The 19690-nt window shown below is 63.5% G+C and carries 19 protein-coding genes; 9 read left to right on the forward strand and 10 right to left on the reverse strand.

The window, feature by feature from the left end; translation table 11 throughout:
- The 3 genes from Q0O05_RS03650 to Q0O05_RS03660 all read left to right on the forward strand — a co-directional run.
- Positions 1–147 (forward strand): bile acid:sodium symporter (locus Q0O05_RS03650; protein ID WP_293660568.1); only part of this gene is annotated, 147 nt, incomplete at its 5' end.
- Positions 148–198: 51 nt separating this feature from the next.
- A complete protein-coding gene (locus tag Q0O05_RS03655) occupies positions 199–1125 on the forward strand; it encodes a DMT family transporter (RefSeq protein ID WP_293660536.1) in 927 nt (308 codons plus the stop codon).
- Positions 1126–1143: 18 nt separating this feature from the next.
- Positions 1144–1935, forward strand: coding sequence for an SDR family oxidoreductase (locus tag Q0O05_RS03660; protein WP_293660537.1), 792 nt, complete (start codon positions 1144–1146; stop codon positions 1933–1935).
- A gap of 10 nt (positions 1936–1945) precedes the next feature.
- Here Q0O05_RS03660 and Q0O05_RS03665 read toward each other — a convergent pair whose 3' ends face one another.
- Entirely contained in the window at positions 1946–2848 is a 903-nt protein-coding gene (locus Q0O05_RS03665; RefSeq protein ID WP_293660538.1) for a DMT family transporter, read from the reverse strand.
- Positions 2849–2987: 139 nt separating this feature from the next.
- Between Q0O05_RS03665 and Q0O05_RS03670 the strand changes: the two genes are divergently transcribed.
- Positions 2988–3983 carry a quinone oxidoreductase gene (locus tag Q0O05_RS03670; RefSeq protein WP_293660539.1) on the forward strand — a complete coding sequence of 332 codons (996 nt, stop codon included), beginning with the start codon at positions 2988–2990 and terminating at the stop codon, positions 3981–3983.
- Positions 3984–4032: 49 nt separating this feature from the next.
- Here the strand turns inward: Q0O05_RS03670 and Q0O05_RS03675 are convergent, their stop codons facing one another.
- The 6 genes from Q0O05_RS03675 to Q0O05_RS03700 all read right to left on the reverse strand — a co-directional run bounded on the left by Q0O05_RS03675 (position 4033) and on the right by Q0O05_RS03700 (position 10456).
- Positions 4033–4422 carry a type II toxin-antitoxin system RelE/ParE family toxin gene (locus Q0O05_RS03675; RefSeq protein ID WP_293660540.1) on the reverse strand — a complete coding sequence of 130 codons (390 nt, stop codon included), beginning with the start codon at positions 4420–4422 and terminating at the stop codon, positions 4033–4035.
- Complete coding sequence (locus Q0O05_RS03680; protein ID WP_293660541.1) at positions 4419–4721, reverse strand: type II toxin-antitoxin system Phd/YefM family antitoxin; 303 nt, start codon at positions 4719–4721, stop codon at positions 4419–4421. The genes Q0O05_RS03675 and Q0O05_RS03680 overlap by 4 nt, the downstream gene beginning before the upstream one ends.
- 78 nt (positions 4722–4799) lie before the next feature.
- On the reverse strand, positions 4800–5753 hold the full coding sequence (locus Q0O05_RS03685) for a hypothetical protein (protein ID WP_293660542.1): 954 nt from the start codon (positions 5751–5753) through the stop codon (positions 4800–4802).
- An 87-nt stretch (positions 5754–5840) separates the two neighbouring features.
- A complete protein-coding gene (lspA, locus tag Q0O05_RS03690; RefSeq protein ID WP_293660543.1) occupies positions 5841–6347 on the reverse strand; it encodes a signal peptidase II in 507 nt (168 codons plus the stop codon).
- Positions 6347–9373, reverse strand: coding sequence for an isoleucine--tRNA ligase (gene ileS, locus Q0O05_RS03695; RefSeq protein WP_293660544.1), 3027 nt, complete (start codon positions 9371–9373; stop codon positions 6347–6349). The genes lspA and ileS overlap by 1 nt, the downstream gene beginning before the upstream one ends.
- Positions 9374–9469: 96 nt before the next feature.
- A complete protein-coding gene (locus tag Q0O05_RS03700) occupies positions 9470–10456 on the reverse strand; it encodes a bifunctional riboflavin kinase/FAD synthetase (protein ID WP_293660545.1) in 987 nt (328 codons plus the stop codon).
- 175 nt (positions 10457–10631) lie between these two features.
- Here Q0O05_RS03700 and Q0O05_RS03705 point away from each other — a divergent pair, with 175 nt between their 5' ends.
- The gene (locus tag Q0O05_RS03705) at positions 10632–11189 is read left to right on the forward strand and encodes an HNH endonuclease (protein WP_293660546.1); all 558 of its coding nucleotides are present in this window, start codon (positions 10632–10634) and stop codon (positions 11187–11189) included.
- A gap of 83 nt (positions 11190–11272) precedes the next feature.
- Here Q0O05_RS03705 and Q0O05_RS03710 read toward each other — a convergent pair whose 3' ends face one another.
- Positions 11273–13963: a bifunctional acetate--CoA ligase family protein/GNAT family N-acetyltransferase gene (locus Q0O05_RS03710; protein WP_293660547.1), complete on the reverse strand. Its 2691-nt coding sequence runs from the start codon at positions 13961–13963 to the stop codon at positions 11273–11275.
- Between the two features lie 20 nt (positions 13964–13983).
- The gene (locus Q0O05_RS03715; RefSeq protein ID WP_293660548.1) at positions 13984–14910 is read right to left on the reverse strand and encodes a histone deacetylase family protein; all 927 of its coding nucleotides are present in this window, start codon (positions 14908–14910) and stop codon (positions 13984–13986) included.
- Positions 14911–15049: 139 nt separating this feature from the next.
- On the opposite strand from Q0O05_RS03715, the gene Q0O05_RS03720 reads away from it, so the two are divergent.
- Positions 15050–16084 carry an AI-2E family transporter gene (locus Q0O05_RS03720; RefSeq protein ID WP_293660549.1) on the forward strand — a complete coding sequence of 345 codons (1035 nt, stop codon included), beginning with the start codon at positions 15050–15052 and terminating at the stop codon, positions 16082–16084.
- 37 nt (positions 16085–16121) lie between these two features.
- Positions 16122–16715 carry a phosphoribosylglycinamide formyltransferase gene (gene purN, locus Q0O05_RS03725; protein WP_293660550.1) on the forward strand — a complete coding sequence of 198 codons (594 nt, stop codon included), beginning with the start codon at positions 16122–16124 and terminating at the stop codon, positions 16713–16715.
- Between the two features lie 64 nt (positions 16716–16779).
- Here the strand turns inward: purN and Q0O05_RS03730 are convergent, their stop codons facing one another.
- A complete protein-coding gene (locus Q0O05_RS03730; RefSeq protein ID WP_293660551.1) occupies positions 16780–17019 on the reverse strand; it encodes a DUF1653 domain-containing protein in 240 nt (79 codons plus the stop codon).
- 16 nt (positions 17020–17035) lie between these two features.
- On the opposite strand from Q0O05_RS03730, the gene Q0O05_RS03735 reads away from it, so the two are divergent.
- Complete coding sequence (locus tag Q0O05_RS03735; protein WP_293660552.1) at positions 17036–18307, forward strand: RsmB/NOP family class I SAM-dependent RNA methyltransferase; 1272 nt, start codon at positions 17036–17038, stop codon at positions 18305–18307.
- A gap of 143 nt (positions 18308–18450) precedes the next feature.
- The gene (locus Q0O05_RS03740) at positions 18451–19665 is read left to right on the forward strand and encodes a fatty acid desaturase (protein ID WP_293660553.1); all 1215 of its coding nucleotides are present in this window, start codon (positions 18451–18453) and stop codon (positions 19663–19665) included.
- The last annotated feature ends 25 nt before the right edge of the window (positions 19666–19690 follow it).

Below are 19690 nucleotides of genomic sequence, written 5' to 3' on the forward strand. Positions count from 1 at the left end.
AGCCTGGCCAGCGGCGTGCCCATGGCCAAGGTGCTGTTCGCCGCGCCGGTGGTGGGCATGATGCTGCTGCCGGTTATGGTGTTCCACCAGATCCAGCTGATGGTGTGCGCGGTCATGGCGCAGCGCTACGGGCGGCGGCCGGAATAGCCCCGTCGGAGTCGGACTTTGAGTTCAGTGCCAAATCAGCCCTTGGCGCCCGTGCACTCTGCGCAAGCAGCTCCTCAATTCATAGCAACCGGCCTCTTATTGGGTGCCGCCGGTGCGGTGGCGTTCAGCGGGAAGGCGATTATTGTGAAGCTGGCCTACCGCTACCCCGGGGTGGATGCGGTGGGGCTGATCATGTTGCGCATGCTGATGGCGCTGCCGTTTTTTCTGGCGATTGTGTGGTGGACGGGCCATCGCGCGCGGCGCCTGGGCCGGCCGGTGGTGCCGCTCACCGGCAAAGACCGGCTGGGTATCGTCTGGCTGGGGATTACCGGCTACTACCTGGCCAGTTTTCTGGACTTTGCGGGCTTGGCCTATATCTCGGCGTCCCTTGAGCGGCTGATTCTGTACCTGAACCCGACACTGGTGGTGATCCTGGGCTGGGCCCTGTACGGCCGGCGCATCACCCTCGCTCAGGCGGCGGGTATGGCGATCAGCTACGGCGGCGTGCTGCTGGTGTTCGGCCACGAGGTGAAACTTGCCGGCGCTGACGCGGCGCTGGGTGCCCTGCTGGTGTTGGGCAGCGCCATCAGCTACGCCATTTACCTGAGTTACAGCGGCGAGATGGTGCAGCGCCTGGGCTCGCTGCGGCTGGTGGGGCTGGCGACCAGCGTGGCCTGCGTGCTGTGTATCGCGCAATATGTGCTGCTGCGGCCGCTGGATGCGGCGTTTGTGGTGGCGCCGCAGGTGCTGTGGCTCTCGCTGCTTAACGCTACCGCCTGCACGGTGGTGCCGGTGCTGTTGGTGATGATGGCGATTGAACGCATCGGGTCGGGGCTGGCAGCACAGGTGGGCATGGTCGGGCCGATGTCGACCATCCTCATGGGCGGGCTGCTGCTGGGGGAGCCCATCAACGCGTGGGTGCTCGCCGGCACCCTGCTGGTGTTGTTGGGCGTGTATGTGGTGAGTAGCCGTCGTTAACTCGTAAAGGAACAAATCATGGATCTGGGAATCAAAGGCAAATGGGCGCTGGTGTGCGGCGCGAGCAAGGGGCTGGGCCTGGGGTGCGCGCAGGCGCTGGCAGCCGAGGGGGTGAATGTATTGATGGTGGCGCGAGGTGCCGACGCGCTGGCTGCTGCTGCTACCCAATTAAGAGCAGCCCACGCAGACGCGGGCGCTGAGGTGCTCATTTGTGCCCAAGACATCACGACCGGGGCAGGCCGCGCGGCGGTGTTTGCCCTGCGGCAGGACTTTGACATCGTGGTCACCAACGCCGGCGGCCCGCCCACCGGCGACTTCCGCGACTGGGACCGGGAGGCCTGGATTCGCGCGGTGGATGCCAACATGCTCACCCCGATTGAGCTGATCAAGGCCACGGTGGACGGCATGGCCGCGCGTGGCTTCGGGCGGATTGTGAACATCACCTCCAGCGCGGTGAAGGCGCCGATCGACATTCTGGGCCTCTCCAACGGCGCGCGCAGCGGTTTGACCGGTTTCGTGGCTGGCGCCTCCCGCGGCAGCCTGGCCGCGCGCGGAGTGACCATCAACAACCTGCTGCCCGGCAAGTTTGATACCGACCGTCTGGCCACCACTCTGGGTGGCACCGCCGCCAAGACCGGCAAGTCGCTGGAGGAGGTGCGCGCCCAGGTGCAGGCGCAGATTCCGTCGCGGCGGTTTGGTACTGCGGCCGAGTTCGGCCAGGTCTGTGCGTTTTTGTGCAGCCAGCAGGCCGGCTACATGACCGGCCAGAACGTGCTGTTGGACGGCGGGGCGTATCCGGGCACGTTCTGATTCGCGCGGCTCACTTGCGCGAAGACATCACAATGCCTGAGACGATCAGCACAAAGGCCAGCGCGTGATACAGGCGGGGCGCCTCACCCAGAAACACCGATGACAGCACCGCGGTAAACAGCGGCGTGAGGTTGATAAAAAACCCTGCGACTGCCGGCCCCGCCCGGGCCACGCCGGCGCCCCAGGTGCCGTATGCAATCACCGCGGGACACAGCGCAATAAACGCCAAGGCAGCCAGCAGACCGCCGCTCCAGTCGATGTGGGCTGGAGTTAGCAGCCACTCGCCGCCGGTAAACAGCGCCGACCAGCCCAGCCCGAACACCACCTGCCCAAGCAAAAACGTGGCCCAGTTGGCGCGGATGCCGGCAGACTCCGGTGTCGGGTGCGCCAGCAGCCAGCTATAAGCCGCCCAGCCCACCGAGGCCACCAGCACATACAGGTCGCCCGGCACCAGTTGCAGGTGCGAGATAACTTCCCAGTCGCCCCGCCCCAGCACCATGAGCACACCGCCAATCGAGAGCACCGACCCCAGCATCTGCCGCGAAGACACGGGGACGCCGTACAGAATCCGGCCGAGGAGCAGCATCCAGACCGGTGTGCTCGCACCGACCAGTGTCACGTTGATGGCCGTCGAGGTGTGCAGCGCCAGGTAGAGCATGGCGTTGTAGCCGCCAATGCTGAAGAAGCTCAGCAGGGCAAACCGGCGCCATTGACGCCACAAGCCGCTCGCAGGTCGCAGCACCTGGCTTGCCAGCGGCAGCAGAATCAAAAACGCAATCGACCAGCGCAGCAGATTCAGCGTCATGGGCGAGATGTGCGGCGCCACCATGCGCCCCACTACCGCGTTGCCGGCCCACATCAAGGGGGGAATCACCAGCAGCAGGGCGGCGGTCGGGGTCAGGCCTTGGGTCATGCTGCGACTGTAGCAAGGTGGCAGAGTCCGCCGCGGGACTGCGGCCGCGTTACTTTTCTGGCAGGATAAAGTCAAATTTTTCAATTTGCCTTTTCGTCTTTTTCTGATTAGCTTTCACCCCCCCGATTGGAGACCCCCCATGACTTCCGTAACATCCCGCGCCATCCATATCGCCCAGCATGGTGGCCCCGAGCAAATGCAACTGGTTCAGGTGAGCGTCCGTGAGCCCGCAGCGGGCGAAGTGCGCATCCGCCACCACGCGGTGGGCCTGAACTACATCGATGTGTACCAACGCAGCGGCCTCTACCCGATGAGCCTGCCGGTGCAACTCGGCATGGAAGCCTCGGGAGTGATTGAAGCGGTGGGCGAAGGCGTGACGCACCTGCAGGTCGGCGACCGCGCGGCCTACGCCAGCCAGCCCCCGGGCAGCTACTGCGAAGTGCGCGTCATGCCCGCCAAATGCGTATGCAAGTTGCCGGACGGCATCAGCTTCGAGACGGGTGCGGCAATGATGCTCAAGGGCCTGACCGCCCAGTACCTGCTCAAACGCACCCTGCCCCAGGGCGGCCTGCAGGCCGGGGACTTTGTGCTCTTCCATGCGGCGGCGGGCGGCGTGGGCCTGATTGCCTGCCAGTGGGCCAAGGCGCTGGGTTTGCGCCTGATCGGCACTGCGGGTTCAGCCGAAAAATGCGCGCTGGCGCTTGCCAATGGTGCGGAGTTTGCTATCAATTACGCAGCAGAAGATTTTTCTGTCAAGGTCAAAGAGATCACCGGCGGTAAGGGCGTGAAGGTGGTTTATGACTCGGTGGGCAAGGACACCTGGGACAAGTCGCTCGACTGCCTGGCCCCCTTCGGCCTGATGGCCAGTTTTGGCAACTCGTCGGGCCCGGTGGCGCCGTTCTCCCCCGGCATCCTCGGCCCCAAGGGCTCGGTCTACGTGACCCGCCAGACCCTGTTCAGCCACATCGTTACCCGCGAAAGCACCCAGGCCATGGCCGACGATTTGTTCGACGCCGTGCTCAGCGGCAAGGTCAAGATCCACATCGCCCAGCGCTACACCCTTGAAAACGTGCAGCAGGCCCACCGTGACCTCGAAGCCCGCAAGACCACGGGTTGCACGATTCTCACCTTGTAATTCGTCGCCTATTTGTCGAGGAGCGGGAGGGCCTCCCGCTTTCTGTCCATCAGCGGGTAGGTTCCCAAATGGATTGGAAGTCAAACGAAAGTTGCCGTTGGTGACGGATGGCGAGTAAGTAGACTTCGTGAGGCAGGCGTAGGTACAAAAGCAGATAGCTTGACATGACGTACTCGCGGATTTCACCGTCTGCAGCCAAGGCATGAAGTTTGCGCTTGAGTGCGTCGAGCGCGTTGCTCGATTCCACGGAACCCGTCCGGCGTTCAAAAAACAAACGGCCCATACCGGGAAAACGCTCAAGGTTCGGGATGACGGTTTCGAGCAATTCGTCCAGCAAGAGATCGAATGCTCCCGGTGCCTCGGCGGCGACTAGAAAGGCGTCTATTTCTTCCAGGTTCCGCTCAAAATTCGCGGTGAGTTGAACGACGGGGGTACTCAAAGGCCGGCTCGCGCGACGCGGCGGATTTTCAGAGCGGCGAGCGTTGCGCTAGCTTCTTTGACCTTACCGCAGGCTATATCGTCGAGGCCCTTGGCTGCCTCATCAATGAGGAGCAAGTGAATGCGCTCACGCTCTAGCTGGTGGTAGTAGTCCAATCGGCGGGAGTCGATGATTGCCACATAGCTCTCCCCGTTTTTGGTTACGATTTTTTCGGCGCCACCCTTCACCTGGTCAGCCAGCTCGGACAAATTGGCCCGCGCTTGAGAAAGCGAGACGATATCGTTGGCAGAAAAAGTCATCAAACCTCCGGCAGGGCTAAGAAATGTACAGAATACTGCACATCATAAGCACCTAAATCGAGTTGCCGGCGCCGCTGCCTAAAACAAGAAGCCCGCAGACAGCACCTGCTCGTTCATCCACAGGGTCTGGGAGGCGGTGCCTTTGTACACCGGCACGCCGCGCAGCACGCCGTAGGCGACTTTGTTGGTGAGCTCGAGGTACATCGACTTGTAGACGCGGTAGCGAAGGCCGACCTCGACGCCGGCGGTCCAGCCGTTGATTTGCCACCAGTCGTTGCTCTTGAAGCAGCAGACGTTCTCATTTTTGGGGCCGACTTCGTTGGCGTTACCAAAGATGATGTTGTCGGCATGCGGGATCAAGAGGCCCGCGCCCACCCGGCTGATGAGTTGCAGATCGCCGGGCTTGTTCTCGGGGCCGCGCAGTCGGTGCAGCCAGACGGCGTTCACCATCACATGGTTCAGGCCGTTGTGCAGGGTGTAGTTGAAGTTCTGGCTGTTCACCACCAGGGGCGAGGTGGCGGGCTGGTTACCCACGGTGCCGTCCACGGTGACAGTTTGGCCCATGTCGACGTTGTATTTGCTGTGGTCCAGCGAGAACTCGACCGCAAAGGTCTTCTCGGGGTTCAGGAACTTGCCGATGCGAATGTTGTTTTGTGGATCGGTGAAGTCCAGCTTGATGAGCGAGTTGATGGTGTCGGAAATGCTGGACGGCGCATCGCTGCCGCGCGCCTGACGCACGGTGAAGTCGTTGCCCAGACTGGGCTGCGAGACGTGAATGTCGCTGGGCGCATATTGCTGGCGGCTGTAGCCCCAGGAGAAGTACCAGTTTTCATCGTTGTTGACCGCGCGGTCAAACTGCGTGGACACCGCGTTGGGCGCAGGCGACTGGGGCATTGATGCCGATGCAGGTGCCGAACCACCGGCTGCGCCCGTGTTTTGCGCCAGCATCACGCTTTGGGCCAGCGCTGGGGACGCGGCAAAAGAAGCGCAGGCAGCGGCGGTGAGCAGGAATTGGTTCAGGTGGCTTCGCATGGTGAGGTTCCGTGGGTAGGGACGATCGATAAGGCCGCGGGTGGTTTGTAACATGCCAATTTTTGCCATGAGGGATTTTGTGCCGGCTCAGGACTTGCGCACGCGGCGCAATTCGTCGAGCACCAGGCACAGCGCGCCGACCGAGATGGCGCTGTCGGCTACGTTGAATGCCGGAAAGTGCATACCGCTCCAGTGGAAGTCCAGGAAGTCCACCACATAGCCGTACATCATCCGGTCCACCACATTGCCGATGGCGCCGCCCAGAATGCAGGCCAGCGCAAAGCTGAATAGCTTTTGCCCCGCATGGGCGCGCAGCAACCAGAAGATCACGAACGCAGCGACCAATCCCACGACAGTGAAGAACCAACGCTGCCAGCCGCCCGCGTTTGCCAGAAACGAGAAGGCAGCGCCGGTGTTGTGCACCCGCACCACATTGAAGAAGCTGGTCACATAGGTGCTGTCTCCGAGCTGGTAGTTGCCCACGATCAACACCTTGGTGAACTGATCGACCAGCAGCAGGATGAGCGCCAGCCCCAGCCACTGCTGCAGGCCGGGAGGCTTGGGTGCGCTAAAGCGGTTGCGACTGCGGGCCATTACGCGCACCTCCGCACTTCGCCGGTGCCAAACAGGTTGCCGGTGCAGCGCCCGCACAGCGTCGGGTGCGCGGTGTCGTGCCCGACATCGCTGCGGTAGTGCCAGCAGCGCTCGCATTTCACAGCATTCGAGGCGGAAACGCTGATACTTTGTGCGCTACCAGCTATCAAAGTAATAGCGGAAGTGATGAAAACAAATTTCAGGTCCTCGCCCAGGCTACTCAGAATGGCAAATTCTTCCACCGGTACGGTGAGGGTCACTTCGGCCTGCAGCGACGCGCCCACGTGCCCCGCGGCGCGCAGGGTTTCAATGTCTTTGTTCACCGCCTCGCGCACCGCGCGGATGCGGGCCCACTTGGCCAGCAAGGTCTCGTCTGGCGCGGGCAGGGTGGAGTAGGTGTCCAGGAAGATGGAGGCACGGGTGGCTTCGGGGGTCTTGCCCTCGGCGCCCAGCACGGCCCAGGCCTCCTCGGAGGTAAAGCTCAGGAAAGGCGCCATCCAGCGCAGCATGGCCTGGGTGATCTGCCACAGCGCGGTTTGCGCCGAGCGGCGGGCCAGGCTGTTGGCGCCGGTGGTGTAGAGGCGGTCTTTGAGCACATCGAGGTAGAAGGCGCCGAGGTCCTCGCTGCAATACACCTGCAGCTTGCTCACCACCGGGTGGAACTCGTACACCGTGTAGTGCGCCAGGATGTCAGCCTGCAGCTGTGCTGCTCGGGCCAGCGCGTAGCGGTCGATTTCCAGCAACTGGTCGGCGGGCACGCTGTCGGTGGCGGGGTTGAAGTCGCTCACATTGGCCAGCAGGAACTTGCAGGTGTTGCGGATGCGGCGGTAGGTGTCAACCACGCGGGCAAGGATCTTGTCGTCGATGTTGAGGTCGCCCGAATAGTCGGTGCTGGCCACCCACAGGCGCACGATTTCGGCGCCCATCTTGCTGGTCACGGTATGCGGGTCTACCGTGTTGCCCAGCGATTTGCTCATCTTGCGGCCTTGGCCGTCAGTCGCAAAGCCGTGGGTCAGCAGGCCCTTGTAGGGCGCGCGGTCATAGAGCGCGCAGCCCAGCAGCAGCGAGCTGTGGAACCAGCCGCGGTGCTGGTCGTGGCCTTCGAGGTAGAGGTCGGCCTCGGGGCTGGAGTTGTCGGCGCTGGCATGAAACGGCGCCACGCCGTAGGCGTCCTTGTGGCTGCCGCGCAGCACGTGCTGGAAGGTGGAGCCTGAGTCGAACCAGACTTCCAGAATGTCGGTGCTCTTGGTGTAGTGGGCGGCGTCTGCTGCGCCCAGAATGTCTTGCGCGCTCACCCGGCTCCAGGCCTCGATGCCGCCGGCCTCAACGATGTCAGCCGCCTGGTCCAGGATTTCCATGGTCCGGGGGTGCAGTTCGCCGCTGTCTTTGTGCAAAAAGAAGGGCACCGGCACGCCCCAGCTGCGTTGGCGGCTGATACACCAGTCCGGCCGGTTGGCAATCATGTCGCGCAGCCGGGCGCGACCGTTTTCGGGATAGAAGCTGGTGTGCTCAATAGCGTCCAGCGCCAGCTGGCGCAGGGTCTTGGGCGCCTTGTCAGAGGTAAACACGCCCGCAGCGCCACTGCGCCCCTCTGCGTCCGCGTCGTCCATGCGGATAAACCACTGGGCTGCAGCGCGGTAGATGACCGGCGTCTTGTGGCGCCAGCAGTGCGGGTAGCTGTGGGTGATGGCAACAGTGGCCATCAGGCGGTCGCTCTGGCCGAGCACCTCGATCACGCGCTCGCAGGCCTTCCAAATGTGCTGTCCGCCGAACAGGGGCAATTCGTCGGCATAGACGCCATTGCCCTGCACCGGGTTCAAGATGTCGTCGTATTGCAGGCCATGCGCGACGCAGGAGTTGAAATCGTCTACCCCATAAGCCGGCGCGGAGTGCACGATGCCGGTGCCGTCGCCGGCGGTTACGTAGTCAGCCAGATACAGCGGGCTCTTGCGGCGGTAGCTGTATTTGTTGTCGGCAGTATTGTCTGTAGTAGCGTCTGCATCAGCGTCTGCATCAGCGTCTGCGGAAGCGCCGGTGGCGGTATCAAACAGCGGGTGGCGGAACACCAGGCCCTTGAGCGACGCGCCCGGCGCGGTGGCGATCACCGAGCCTTCGAGTTTGTAGCGCTCCAGGCACTTTGCCACCAGTTCTTCTGCCAGCAGCAACACGCCGCGTGGGGTGTCGACCAGCGCATAGATCAGCTCGGGGTTGGCATTCAGGGCCTGGTTGGCGGGAATGGTCCAGGCGGTGGTGGTCCAGATCACCGCGAAGGCTTTTTTGCTGCCGTTGGCCAGCGATTCAGCGGCCGATCCGGGCAGTGTGCTGAGGCCGAAGGCAGCGGCTAGCGCCGCCGCGTCATCCGCCTCAAAGGCCACGTCCAGCGTGTCGCTCTTTTTGTCGGCGTATTCAATTTCAAACTCGGCCAGGCTGGAGCCGCAGTCAAAACACCAGTACACCGGCTTGAGGCCGCGGTACACAAAGCCGCGCTCGATGACGCGCTTGAATGCGCGAATTTGGCCCGCCTCGTTTTTGGGGTCCATGGTGCGGTAGGGGCGATCCCAGTCGCCGAGCACGCCCAGGCGCTTGAAGTCTTCGCGCTGCTGGGCGATTTGTTCGGTGGCAAATGCGCGGCTCTTGGCCTGCATGTCGTCGCGGCTCAGGTTGCGGCCGTGCAGTTTTTCGATGGCGTTTTCAATCGGCAGGCCGTGGCAGTCCCAGCCGGGGATGTACTGCGCATCGAAGCCTGCGAGCTGCTTGCTCTTGACGATCATGTCCTTGAGCACCTTGTTGAGCGCGTGACCGATGTGCAACTTGCCGTTGGCATAGGGCGGCCCGTCGTGCAACACAAAGAGAGGCTGTCCGGCCCGGGCATCACGCAGTCGCTTGTACAGGCCACCGGCCTGGGCGCCGGTGCCGGAGTTCCATTCGTTGACCCATGCCGGCTCGCGCTTAGGCAGATCGCCCCGCATGGGGAAGGGCGTGTCCGGCAGGTTCAGGGTGCTACGGTAGTCAAGGGGTTCGGTCATGGCCAACTCTCGGTTTGGAGGCTTGTTGCAAGCGATTCGGTGGGGCAGGGCGTGACGCGGGGCAAAGTGCGTCGGGCGGCCGGGAGGCCGGCCCCGTCAAATTCGGGTGCCGCTGTAGCTGCGCAGCCAATCGAGCGCGTCGGCGCAGTCCTTCTGAATGCCGCGGGTCAGGGCTTCGAGGCCGTCGTACTTCAGCTCGTCGTGCAATTTGTGCAGTAGTTCCACCCTGATGATTTTACCGTAGGCCCCCTCGGGCCCCAGCGACGCGGGCCAGTGCAGGCAGTGGGTTTCGAGCAGCACGCGACCGCCGTTCACGTCGCTTGCGTCCAGCGAGGGTCGCACCCCCAGGTTGGCCACGCCTTGCAGCGGCTCGGGGGTAAGACCGTGCACCAGCACCACAAAAATGCCGCTGGCTGCGGGCTTCCAATGGGCAAAGCGCAGATTCAGGGTGTTAAAGCCCAGGGTTCTGCCGAGCTTGCGCCCGTGCACCACATGGCCGGAGATGCAGTAGGGCCGCCCCAGCAGCCGTGCAGCGTCCTGCATGCGGCCTTCACCCAGCGCCTCGCGCACGACCGAGCTGGAGACCCGCAGGCCGTGCACTTCGTACGAATTCATGCGGGCCACATCAAAGCCGTGTCTGGCACCTGCGGCGTCCAGCAGCGCGTAGTCGCCGGCCCGGGCTTTGCCGAAGCGGAAGTCGTCGCCCACCAGCACATAGCGCGCGCCTAGACCCTGCTGCAGCACCCGCCGCATGAAATCCTGAGGGCTCTGGTTGGCCAGCTGGGCGTCAAAGGGCAGCACGATGGCCTGGTCTATGCCGGTCTTGGCCAGGTCCTCGAGCTTGTCGCGCAGGGTGCCTACGCGGGCGGGGGCCAGCTCGGGCTTCTGGTGCAGCTTGGCAAAGTAGTCGCGCGGGTGCGGCTCAAAGGTCAGCGCGCAGCTCCGCACACCGCGTTGCTGCGCCTCGCCCCGCAGCAGGGCCAGCATGGCCTGATGCCCGCGGTGCACGCCGTCGAAGTTGCCTATCGTTACCGCGCACGCAGCGGCCACGCCGGGGTGCTTGAAACCGCGAAAAACCTTCATGAAACTGATATCTTTTTGATAGCAGACTGCGCACGCCACACCGGCGCGAGAAGCCAATTTGTCATTGAAACACGGTATATTGTCACCGAGCAGGGCACGGGATTCTTCCGGTGCGCACTTGCAGACCTTTGCAGACTGTGTTGGTGGTCTTTAGAACCGTTGATGGAGGCGATGCGTGAAAGTCTTGAAGTTGTCGGCCCAAGGGCTTCCCCAGTCCTGGATCTCTCTGGAGCAGGCGGTCATTCACTACGCCGCGGGTGAAGTGCGCTGGGAAGCCGGCGGCGAGGTCGCCGTGTTTCACGGCGGTCACAACGCAATCACCGGCAACCAGTCCATCATCCGCGTCAACAGCATCATCGGCACCCGCGGCGTTCCCCGCATCAACCCGTTCAACCTGCGCCCCGGCCTGACCAATGCCAAGCTCTTCATCCGGGACCGCAACGTCTGCGCCTACTGCGGCGGCCATTTTCACGAGAGCGATCTCACCCGCGAGCACATCATCCCCTTCGCCCAGCACGGCATAGACACCTGGATGAACGTGGTCACCGCCTGCAAGCCCTGCAACCACCGCAAGAGCCACCGCACCCCCGAGCAGGCCAACATGCCGTTGATCTACACCCCCTACGTGCCCAGCCTGTGGGAAGACTTCATCCTGCGCAACCGCCGCATCCTGGCGGACCAGATGGAGTTCCTGATGGCGCATGTGCCGGCGTCCTCCCGGCTGCTGAACTAGCGCCGGGCCTCACATCCCCCCGGCTGCTGGACTAGCGCCGGGCTTCACATCCTCCCGGCTGCTGGACTATCGCCCCGCCTCCCTCAGAGCGGGTGGCTCACCAGCTTGAAGTCGGCGTCTTCCTCAAAGGTTTTGACGGTAAAGCCCAGGCTGCGCATCAGCTTGAGCATGCCCGGATTGTGGGTCAGCACCAGGCCTTCCATCTCGACCAGGCCGTGGTCGCGGGCAACGTCCATGATGGACAGCATCAGCCGTGAGCCCAGGCCCTTGCCGGCAAAGTCGTCGGCCACCACCAGCGCGAACTCGCAGCTGGCCTTGTCGGGATTGGTGACGTAGCGCGACACGCCCACGATGCGCTCGGTTTCCAGAATCTCGCCGTCAACTCCGGCGGTGCGGGTTTTGTGCACAGCCACCAGCGCCATCTCGCGGTCGTAGTCAATCAGGGTAAAGCGCGCCAGCATGGCCGGCGGCAGCTCGTGCATGCTGGAGACAAAACGGAAATAGCGGCTTTCTTTGGACAAACCCTGCACCAGGTCCTGCAGCATCTGTGCATCGTCGGGCTGCACCGGGCGCACGGTGTATTCGCCGCCGCCGCGCAGGGGCCACAGCTGCTCGTACTGCGCGGGGTAGGGCAGGATGGACAGGTGGTTGTAGCTGTGGCCGCGGCTGCTGAGGCCTTGCGGCGCGGTGTCGATGACGATGCGCGCATCCACCGCCATGGCCCCGTGCTCGTCCACGATGATGGGGTTGATGTCCATCTCCCGCAGCTGGGGCAGCTCGCACACCATTTCCGAGACGCGCAGCAAAATCTGCTCGAGCATCTCCATGTCCGCCGGCGCGCTGCCGCGCCACTCGCCCAAGGTTTCGGCCACACGCGATCGATCAATCAGGCGCCGAGCCAGAAACTGGTTGAGCGGCGGCAGCTCCATGGCGCGGTCGTTGATCAGCTCGATCATGGTGCCGCCGGCACCAAAGGCAATCACCGGGCCGAAGGGGTCGTCGGTCACCAGCCCGATGTAAATCTCGCGGCCGTGGCGCGAGCGCACCATGCTTTGCACCGTGACACCGTTGATGCGCGCATCGGGGCAGTTGCGCTTCACCGTCTGCATCATGTCGTTATAGGTGTCGCGCACGCCGGTGGCGTTCATGATGTTGAGCGCCACGCCGCCCACGTCTGACTTGTGGCTGATGTCGGGCGAGTCAATCTTGAGCACCGCCGGAAAGCCCAGCTGGGTGGCAATCATCATCGCCTCGTTCGCGCTGCGGGCCAGGATGGTGCGCGTGACCGGAATATGGAAGGCCGACAGCAGCGTCTTGGACTCCATCTCGGTAAGCACCTTGCGCCGCTCCGCCAACACGCTCTCAATCACCAGCCGCGCGCCTTCAATATCGGGCTTGGCCAGAGTAGATAAGGGGGGCGGTGTTTGCTGCAGCAGCAGCTGGTTTTGATAGAAGGACGCGATGTTGCCAAATGCCCCCACCGCCGCTTCCGGCGTGCGAAAGCTTGGAATCTCGGCCTCTTTCAGGATGCTGCGCGCTGCGTGTACCGTGCTGTCGCCCATCCAGCACGAGAGCAGCGGCTTGCCCATGGCTTTTTTCATGTTCGCCAGCGCGGTGGCAACCTCGGCGCCGTCGTGCCCTGTTTTGGGCGAATAAATCGCCAGCACGCCGTCCACGCCGCGGTCTTTGGCTGCGGCTTCCAGCGCCGCCTTGAAATGGCTGCCATCGGCTTCTTCCGAGAGGTCAATCAAATCAACCAATGAAGCCAGCGCGGGCAGCTGCGGCTTGAGCGATGCGACCGTCTCGTCGGACAAACGGCCCAATTGCAGTTGCAGCTCGTGGATCCAATCGGCCGCCAGCACACCGGGCCCGCCGCCGTTGGTCACGATGGCCAGCCGCTTGCCCACCGGCCGGTAGCGGGATGCCAGGCACTTGGCTGCCGAAAACAACTCAACAAAAGACCGCACCCGCACCGCGCCGGCACGGCGAAGGGCGGCGTCAAACACATCGTCGCTGCCCACAATCGCGCCGCTGTGGGTCTGCGCGGCCTGGTTGCCGGCCTGGCGGCGCCCTGCTTTGAGCACCACCACCGGCTTGGAGTTGGCCGCCATGCGCATGGCGCTCATGAAACGCCGCGCGTCCGAGATGCCTTCCATGTAGACCACGATGCTCTGGGTTTGCGCATCGTTGGCCAGAAAATCGAGCACATGCGCGATGTCCACGGAGGTGTGTGGCCCCAGCGAGACTACCGACGAGAACCCCACCGCATTGTTGGCCGCCCAGTCGAGCATGGAGGCGGTCAGGGCGCCGGACTGCGACACCAGCGCCAGCGGGCCGCGCTGGGCCAGCGGGCCGGCCAGGCTGGCGTTGAGCTGCAATTGCGGGCGCTGCAGGCCCAGTGAGTTGGGGCCGAGCAGCTGCACGCCCTCGCGCCTGGCGATTTTGCGCAAAGACGCCGCCAAATCGGGCCCGACGCCGCTGGACACCACCATCGCGGCTTTGCAGCCGATACGGCCTGCGATCTCCAGAGCTGCGGCCATGTCCTGCGCGGGGAGGGCAATAACCGCCAGATCGGCGCGGACCTGGGCGAGGTCGGCCAGCGTGCCGGTGCTGTGGATATCCAAAAAGCGCAATGTTCCGGTGAATTCCTGCGTCTGCAGGGCCGCCACCAGCGCGCGTGATGCGGCCGGGAGCAGCTCGGGCTGCCCGATTTCGCCGGCAAATACCACCACTGACTGCGGCGTCAGAAGCGGAGACAAAAAGTGCTTGTCCATGAAGACTCCCCGGTCGGTGATTAATCGGCGCCGATCAGCACCTTGACATGCTCAGACACGCTGCGTGCCAGCGCATTGAGCGCATAGCCCCCCTCCAGGCATGACACGATGCGACCCCGGCAGTGCCGCTGGGCGACGCCCATGAGCTGTTTGGTGACCCAGGCGTAGTCGGCATCCACCAGCCCGAGGTTGCCCATGTCGTCCTCGCGGTGCCCGTCGAAGCCGGCGGAGATGTAGATCAGCTGCGGGGCAAACGCATCCAGCGCCGGAATCCACCGCGCCGCCACCGCCTCGCGGAACTTGTCGCTGCCTGAGCGGGACGGCAGGCCCACGTTCATCATGTTGGGGCCCACCGCCTGGTCCCCGGTGAAGGGGTAGAGGCCCTGCTCAAAAATAGAGCACATGAACACCCGCTCGTCGCCGCGAAAGATGTCTTCGCTGCCGTTGCCGTGGTGCACATCGAAGTCAATAAGGGCAACGCGCTGCAGGCCGTGCACGTCCAGCGCATGGCGAATGCCCACCGCCACGTTATTGAAAAAGCAAAAGCCCATGGCCGCAGCGCGCTCGGCATGGTGGCCCGGCGGGCGGATGTTGCAAAACGCGGTGGGCACCTCTCCGCTCAGCACCAGGTCGGTGGCCTGCACCGCAGCGCCCGCTGCGCGCAGGGCGGCGGGCAGGGTGAAGGGATTCATCTCGGTGTCGGGGTCCAGCCGGTGGTAACCCGCGGTGGGCGCGGCCTCCATGAGCTCATGCACATAGTTGCTGGCGTGGGCGCGGGCGAGCTGCTCTTCGGTGGCCAGGGGCGCGTCGTAGGTGTTCATGTAGTCCAAGAGGCCGCGCTGCAGCAGCATGTCCTGGATGGCGCCCAGTCGTTCGGGGCATTCGGGGTGGTGCGGGCCCATCTCGTGGCGGGCGCAGTCGGCGTGGGAAATAAAGGCGGGCAGCATGGGGTCTCCGGCGTCAGAGGGCTGAGTCTAGGCACAGTTTCTGACAGATAACTTGATGTGGGGCAATAGTGGGCGGGTCAGTCCGGCGGCGACACACGGCACTGTCAGCTGCCGGCGCCACGTTACTATCGCCGCTTCTATGACGCCCACACCCCCTCTGCCGCCTGCCGCCCCCGGCGGATCCATTCCCCGCTTTGTGGCTGCAAGTACTTTTGTGATGGTGGCTTGCGTGTGCCTGTGCGTGCTGGTGTACGGGCTATTGCCCGGCTTGCTGGCGATGTGTCTGGGCTTTATGGCGACACAGGCCCTGAGTACCAGCCGGTTCCTGGGCCGCCTGCGCCCCAGTGCTTTCACGGCGGCGGCGGTTGTGATTCTGGTGCCGCTGCTGTCGATGGGCCTGGCTCTGTCGCAGGCCAAGGGTGTGGTGTTCAGCGCGGTCGCGCAATATGAAGCGCTGCTGCAGCACCTGGCTGGCACGGTGCTGGAAATCCGCCAGAAGCTTCCCCCCAATCTGGCGGCCCACCTGCCCGACGAGCTGGTTGCGGCCCAAGCGTGGCTGGCGGCCTACTTGCAAAGCCAGGCCTCAGCCCTCACCGGCTTCGGCTCGGCGGGATTGCAGGGCGGCTTGCTGGCCTTTGTGGGGCTGGTGGTGGGCGCGCTCATTGTCGGCACCCCCGGGCACCAGCAGCCAGCGCCGCTGCGGGCTGCGGTGCGGGTGCGGGCGCGGCACTTTATCGGCGCGTTCAGGCAGATCGTGGTGGCCCAGTTCTGGATTGCGACCTTCAATGCGGTATGCACCTCCGCTTTTTTGTTCGGCGTCTTGCCCTTGTTGGATGTGCAGGTTCCCTACAGCGGCATGCTGGTGGCGCTCACGTTTTTTGCCGGGCTGATCCCCATTGTGGGTAACTTGCTCTGTAACGGCGTGCTCACACTGGCCGGTATGTCGGTCGCGCCCATGGTGGGTCTGGCCTGTCTGATGTTTTTGATTGCCATCCACAAGTTTGAATACGTCATCAACGCCAAGGTGGTGGGCAAGCGCACCGGCACCACCGCCTGGGAGCTGCTGACCGTGATGTTTGTGGGCGAGGCGATTTTTGGTGTTGCCGGTCTGGTGGCAGCGCCGCTGTACTACGCCTATGTGAAGCGCGAGCTGCTGGAGGCGGGGCTGGTGTGAGGGTTTGGTCTGAGGCGGTGGGGATAATGCGGCCGCTATGAGAAACATCGTCATCCTGATTTCCGGCAGCGGCACCAATTTGTCGGCCATCGTGCGGGCCTGCCGCGAGGAAGACTGGCCGGGCCGGCTTGGCGCGCAAGTCGCCGCCGTGGTGAGCAACAAGGCCGGCGCCCCTGGCTTGGCGCTTGCCCAATCGCAGGGCCTGGACACCCATCTGCTGGAGCACAGCGCCTACCCCGACCGCGAAGCATTTGACGCCGATTTGGCCGCAGTGATTGACCGCTACCACACGCCGCAGGAACCGGTGCTGGTGGTGCTGGCTGGCTTCATGCGGATATTGACGCCCGGTTTTGTCGACAAGTATGCGGGCCGCCTGGTCAATATCCACCCCTCCCTGTTGCCGGCCTTTGGCGGGCTGCACACCCACCAGCGGGCCCTGGACGCCGGTTGCAAGTTTGCGGGCGCCACGGTGCATCTGGTGACGCCGGAGCTGGACCACGGGCCGATTCTGGAACAAGCGGTGGTGCCGGTGCTGCCCGGCGACACGGCGCAAACGCTCGCCGCCCGCGTGCTCACCCAGGAGCACCTGATTTACCCCCGCGCGCTTGCTAAATTGCTATCAAAAAAATAGCTAACTGCGCATATTCCGCAAGGGAAAAAGGCCGATTTGGCCTTAAAAAATGAGTCTTGGACAGTCAGTCTTCAAGACGCGCGAAGCGGGGCTGCTCGAGGCCGTCAATCACCACAGTTTCCAAAAACATGGCCGCCGGTCGTACCCACAGGCCTTGCTCGCCATAGAGCGCGCGGTACAGCGTCATGGGTTCGCAGGTTTCGCTGTGGCGCACGGTGTCAAGCACCTGGTACAGGCCACCTTTGTAATGGCGGTAGCGGCCGGGCGGGGTGATGATCAGCGGGGGAAGCGTTTCAGCGGGCATGGGACAATCGTAGTCTATGCATCCAAAAGCTCTGCTTGACGCCTGTTCCGAACTGGTCCGGCTCACCCTCAAATTCGACCACCCCGCAGACGCTATCGTTTCCCGATTCTTCCGTGACAACCGTGGCCTGGGGCCGCGCGAGCGCGCCACGCTGGCCGAGACGGTCTACACCGTGTTGCGCAAGAAGCTGTTGTTCGACCACCTGGCCCCTTCTGGCAGTGGCCCCAAGGAGCGGCGCTTGGCTATTTTGGGTTTTTATGGCCCCGGTGATTTTTTGCGCAGCGCCCTAAGCGACCAGGAGAAGCGCTGGCTGGACCAGTGCGAAGCCGTCAAGGCCGATGACCTGATGGAGCGCCACCGCCACAACCTGCCGGAGTGGCTGGTGCAGCCGCTCAAAGACCAGTTGGGCACGGGCTTCTGGCCGCTGGTGGAGCACCTGAACCTGGGTGCGGGGCTGGATTTGCGCGTCAACGCGATAAAGGCCAAGCGCGCCGATGTACAAAAAGAGCTGCAGCAAGCCGGGATCAAGGCCGTGCCCACACCGTTTTCCCCCTGGGGCCTGCGCATTGCCGGAAAGCCCGCACTGAATAAGAACGACGCGTTCCTGCGTGGCGACTTTGAGGTGCAGGACGAGGGTTCCCAACTGCTGGCCATGCTGGTGGATGCCAAGCGCGGCGAGATGGTGGTGGACTTTTGCGCCGGCGCCGGCGGCAAGACCCTGGCGCTTGGAGCCGCCATGCGCAGCACCGGGCGCCTCTATGCCTTTGATACCTCCGCCCACCGGCTCGACGCGCTCAAGCCCCGGCTTGCTCGCAGCGGGCTCTCGAACGTGCACCCCGCAGCGATTGCCCATGAGCGCGATGACCGTGTGAAGCGTCTCAGCGGCAAGCTCGACCGCGTGCTGGTGGACTCTCCCTGCACCGGTTTGGGCACCCTGCGCCGCAACCCCGACCTGAAATGGCGCCAGAACATGGCGGCCGTCGATGAAATGGCGGTGAAGCAGGCCGCCATTTTGCAGAGCGCAGCCCGCATGGTGAAGGCCGGCGGACGGCTGGTGTACGCCACCTGCAGCGTGCTGCCCCAGGAAAATGAAGCCATCGCCGACGCCTTCAGCGTCGCCAACCCCGAATTCGCGCCGCTTGCGGCCGGAGAATTGCTCGCCCAGCTCAAGGTGGAAGGTGCCAGCGGCCTGTGCAGCGGCGGCGCTGACGGGCGGTTGTATTTGCGCCTGTGGCCCCATTTGCACCAGACAGACGGGTTCTTCGCGGCGGTTTGGCAGAAAAAGTAAAACTTTGACGTAAGTTAGTGTTTTTTGACTGCTGAATGATTTATCTCGCCAAAATTGACAGAGGCGTTTAAAATCTTTGACAGTCAAGGGGCGCTTGTCGCCCCTTTGTCGTACCCGAATCAACTAGAGAGAGATAACCAACTATGCTGTTACCTGATTGGGCTGTCCTGAATGCAGCCATCGACTGGCTGGCCCATGGCGCTTGGGACCTTGTCTGGTGGCAAAAGCTGTTGTTCGCTTTGGCCCTGACCCACGTCACCATGATCAGCGTGACCGTCTTCCTGCACCGTCACCAGGCCCACCGCTCCCTCGACCTGCACCCGATTGCGTCGCATTTTTTCCGTTTCTGGTTGTGGCTGACCACCGGGCAGGTGACCAAGGAGTGGGCGTCCATTCACCGCAAGCACCACGCCAAGTGCGAGCAGGCAGACGACCCGCACAGCCCGCACATCCACGGCATCAAGACCGTGCTCTTCCAGGGCGCTGAGCTCTACCGTGCCGAGTCCAAGAACAAGGAAACCATGGCCCGTTTCGGCCACGGCACGCCTGACGACTGGATTGAGCGCAACCTGTACACCCGTTTTTCCTGGCAGGGTGTGGGCCTGATGATGGTGATCGACCTGTTCCTCTTCGGCGCATCCGGCTTGGCCGTGTGGGCTATGCAGATGGCGTGGACCCCCATCACCGCGGCCGGCATCATCAACGGCGCAGCCCACTACTGGGGTTACCGCAACTTTGAGGCGCCCGATGCGTCCACCAATATTTCGCCCTGGGGCATCCTGATTGCCGGCGAAGAGTTGCACAACAACCACCACACTTATCCCACGTCGGCCAAGCTGTCGGTCAAGCCCTACGAGTTTGATATCGGCTGGATGTACATCTCCATGATGCAGGCGGTTGGCCTGGCCAAAGTCAAAAAGACGCCGCCCAAGGCCGCTTACGGCGACGTGCGCCCTGTTGCCGACGAGAAGACCCTCGAAGCCCTGATCGCCAATCGCTACGAAATCATGGCCACCTACGCCAAGGGCGTGCGCGAAGCCGCCCGCCATGAGCTGGCTGCCATGAAAGCGCGCAGCGCAGACGCCGCCGTGATTCAGGCCGCCAAGCGTTGGATGCACCGCGATGTTGAGAAAGTGCCGGCCACCGCCGCCACCCAACTGGCACAGGCCCGTGCGGCCTCTCCAGTGCTGGACAAAATGGTCACTATGCGCGAAGAGTTGCGCCAGCTGTGGCTCAACACCAGCGTCTCGCGAGAGCAGCTGACCAAAGACCTGCAAGCCTGGTGCCACCGCGCAGAAGAAAGCGGCATTGCTGCTCTGAGCGATTTCTCCATGAAGCTTCGCGCAGCACGCGTATAAGCGGTTGTTGCCGCAGATGCAAAGC

Origin of the sequence: Rhodoferax sp. OV413 (genome assembly GCF_945881795.1) — a bacterium.
Lineage (GTDB): Bacteria > Pseudomonadota > Gammaproteobacteria > Burkholderiales > Burkholderiaceae_C > Allorhodoferax.

Excerpts from the sequence above, each read along its gene's own strand:
- Q0O05_RS03660 (WP_293660537.1), top strand. The coding sequence starts at position 1,144 with ATGGATCTGGGAATCAAAGGCAAATGGGCGCTGGTGTGCGGCGCGAGC.
- Q0O05_RS03665 (WP_293660538.1), bottom strand. The coding sequence starts at position 2,848 with ATGACCCAAGGCCTGACCCCGACCGCCGCCCTGCTGCTGGTGATTCCC.
- Q0O05_RS03670 (WP_293660539.1), top strand. The coding sequence starts at position 2,988 with ATGACTTCCGTAACATCCCGCGCCATCCATATCGCCCAGCATGGTGGC.
- Q0O05_RS03680 (WP_293660541.1), bottom strand. The coding sequence starts at position 4,721 with ATGACTTTTTCTGCCAACGATATCGTCTCGCTTTCTCAAGCGCGGGCC.
- Q0O05_RS03685 (WP_293660542.1), bottom strand. The coding sequence starts at position 5,753 with ATGCGAAGCCACCTGAACCAATTCCTGCTCACCGCCGCTGCCTGCGCT.
- lspA (WP_293660543.1), bottom strand. The coding sequence starts at position 6,347 with ATGGCCCGCAGTCGCAACCGCTTTAGCGCACCCAAGCCTCCCGGCCTG.
- ileS (WP_293660544.1), bottom strand. The coding sequence starts at position 9,373 with ATGACCGAACCCCTTGACTACCGTAGCACCCTGAACCTGCCGGACACG.
- Q0O05_RS03700 (WP_293660545.1), bottom strand. The coding sequence starts at position 10,456 with ATGAAGGTTTTTCGCGGTTTCAAGCACCCCGGCGTGGCCGCTGCGTGC.
- Q0O05_RS03710 (WP_293660547.1), bottom strand. The coding sequence starts at position 13,963 with ATGGACAAGCACTTTTTGTCTCCGCTTCTGACGCCGCAGTCAGTGGTG.
- Q0O05_RS03715 (WP_293660548.1), bottom strand. The coding sequence starts at position 14,910 with ATGCTGCCCGCCTTTATTTCCCACGCCGACTGCGCCCGCCACGAGATG.
- Q0O05_RS03720 (WP_293660549.1), top strand. The coding sequence starts at position 15,050 with ATGACGCCCACACCCCCTCTGCCGCCTGCCGCCCCCGGCGGATCCATT.
- purN (WP_293660550.1), top strand. The coding sequence starts at position 16,122 with ATGAGAAACATCGTCATCCTGATTTCCGGCAGCGGCACCAATTTGTCG.
- Q0O05_RS03730 (WP_293660551.1), bottom strand. The coding sequence starts at position 17,019 with ATGCCCGCTGAAACGCTTCCCCCGCTGATCATCACCCCGCCCGGCCGC.
- Q0O05_RS03735 (WP_293660552.1), top strand. The coding sequence starts at position 17,036 with ATGCATCCAAAAGCTCTGCTTGACGCCTGTTCCGAACTGGTCCGGCTC.
- Q0O05_RS03740 (WP_293660553.1), top strand. The coding sequence starts at position 18,451 with ATGCTGTTACCTGATTGGGCTGTCCTGAATGCAGCCATCGACTGGCTG.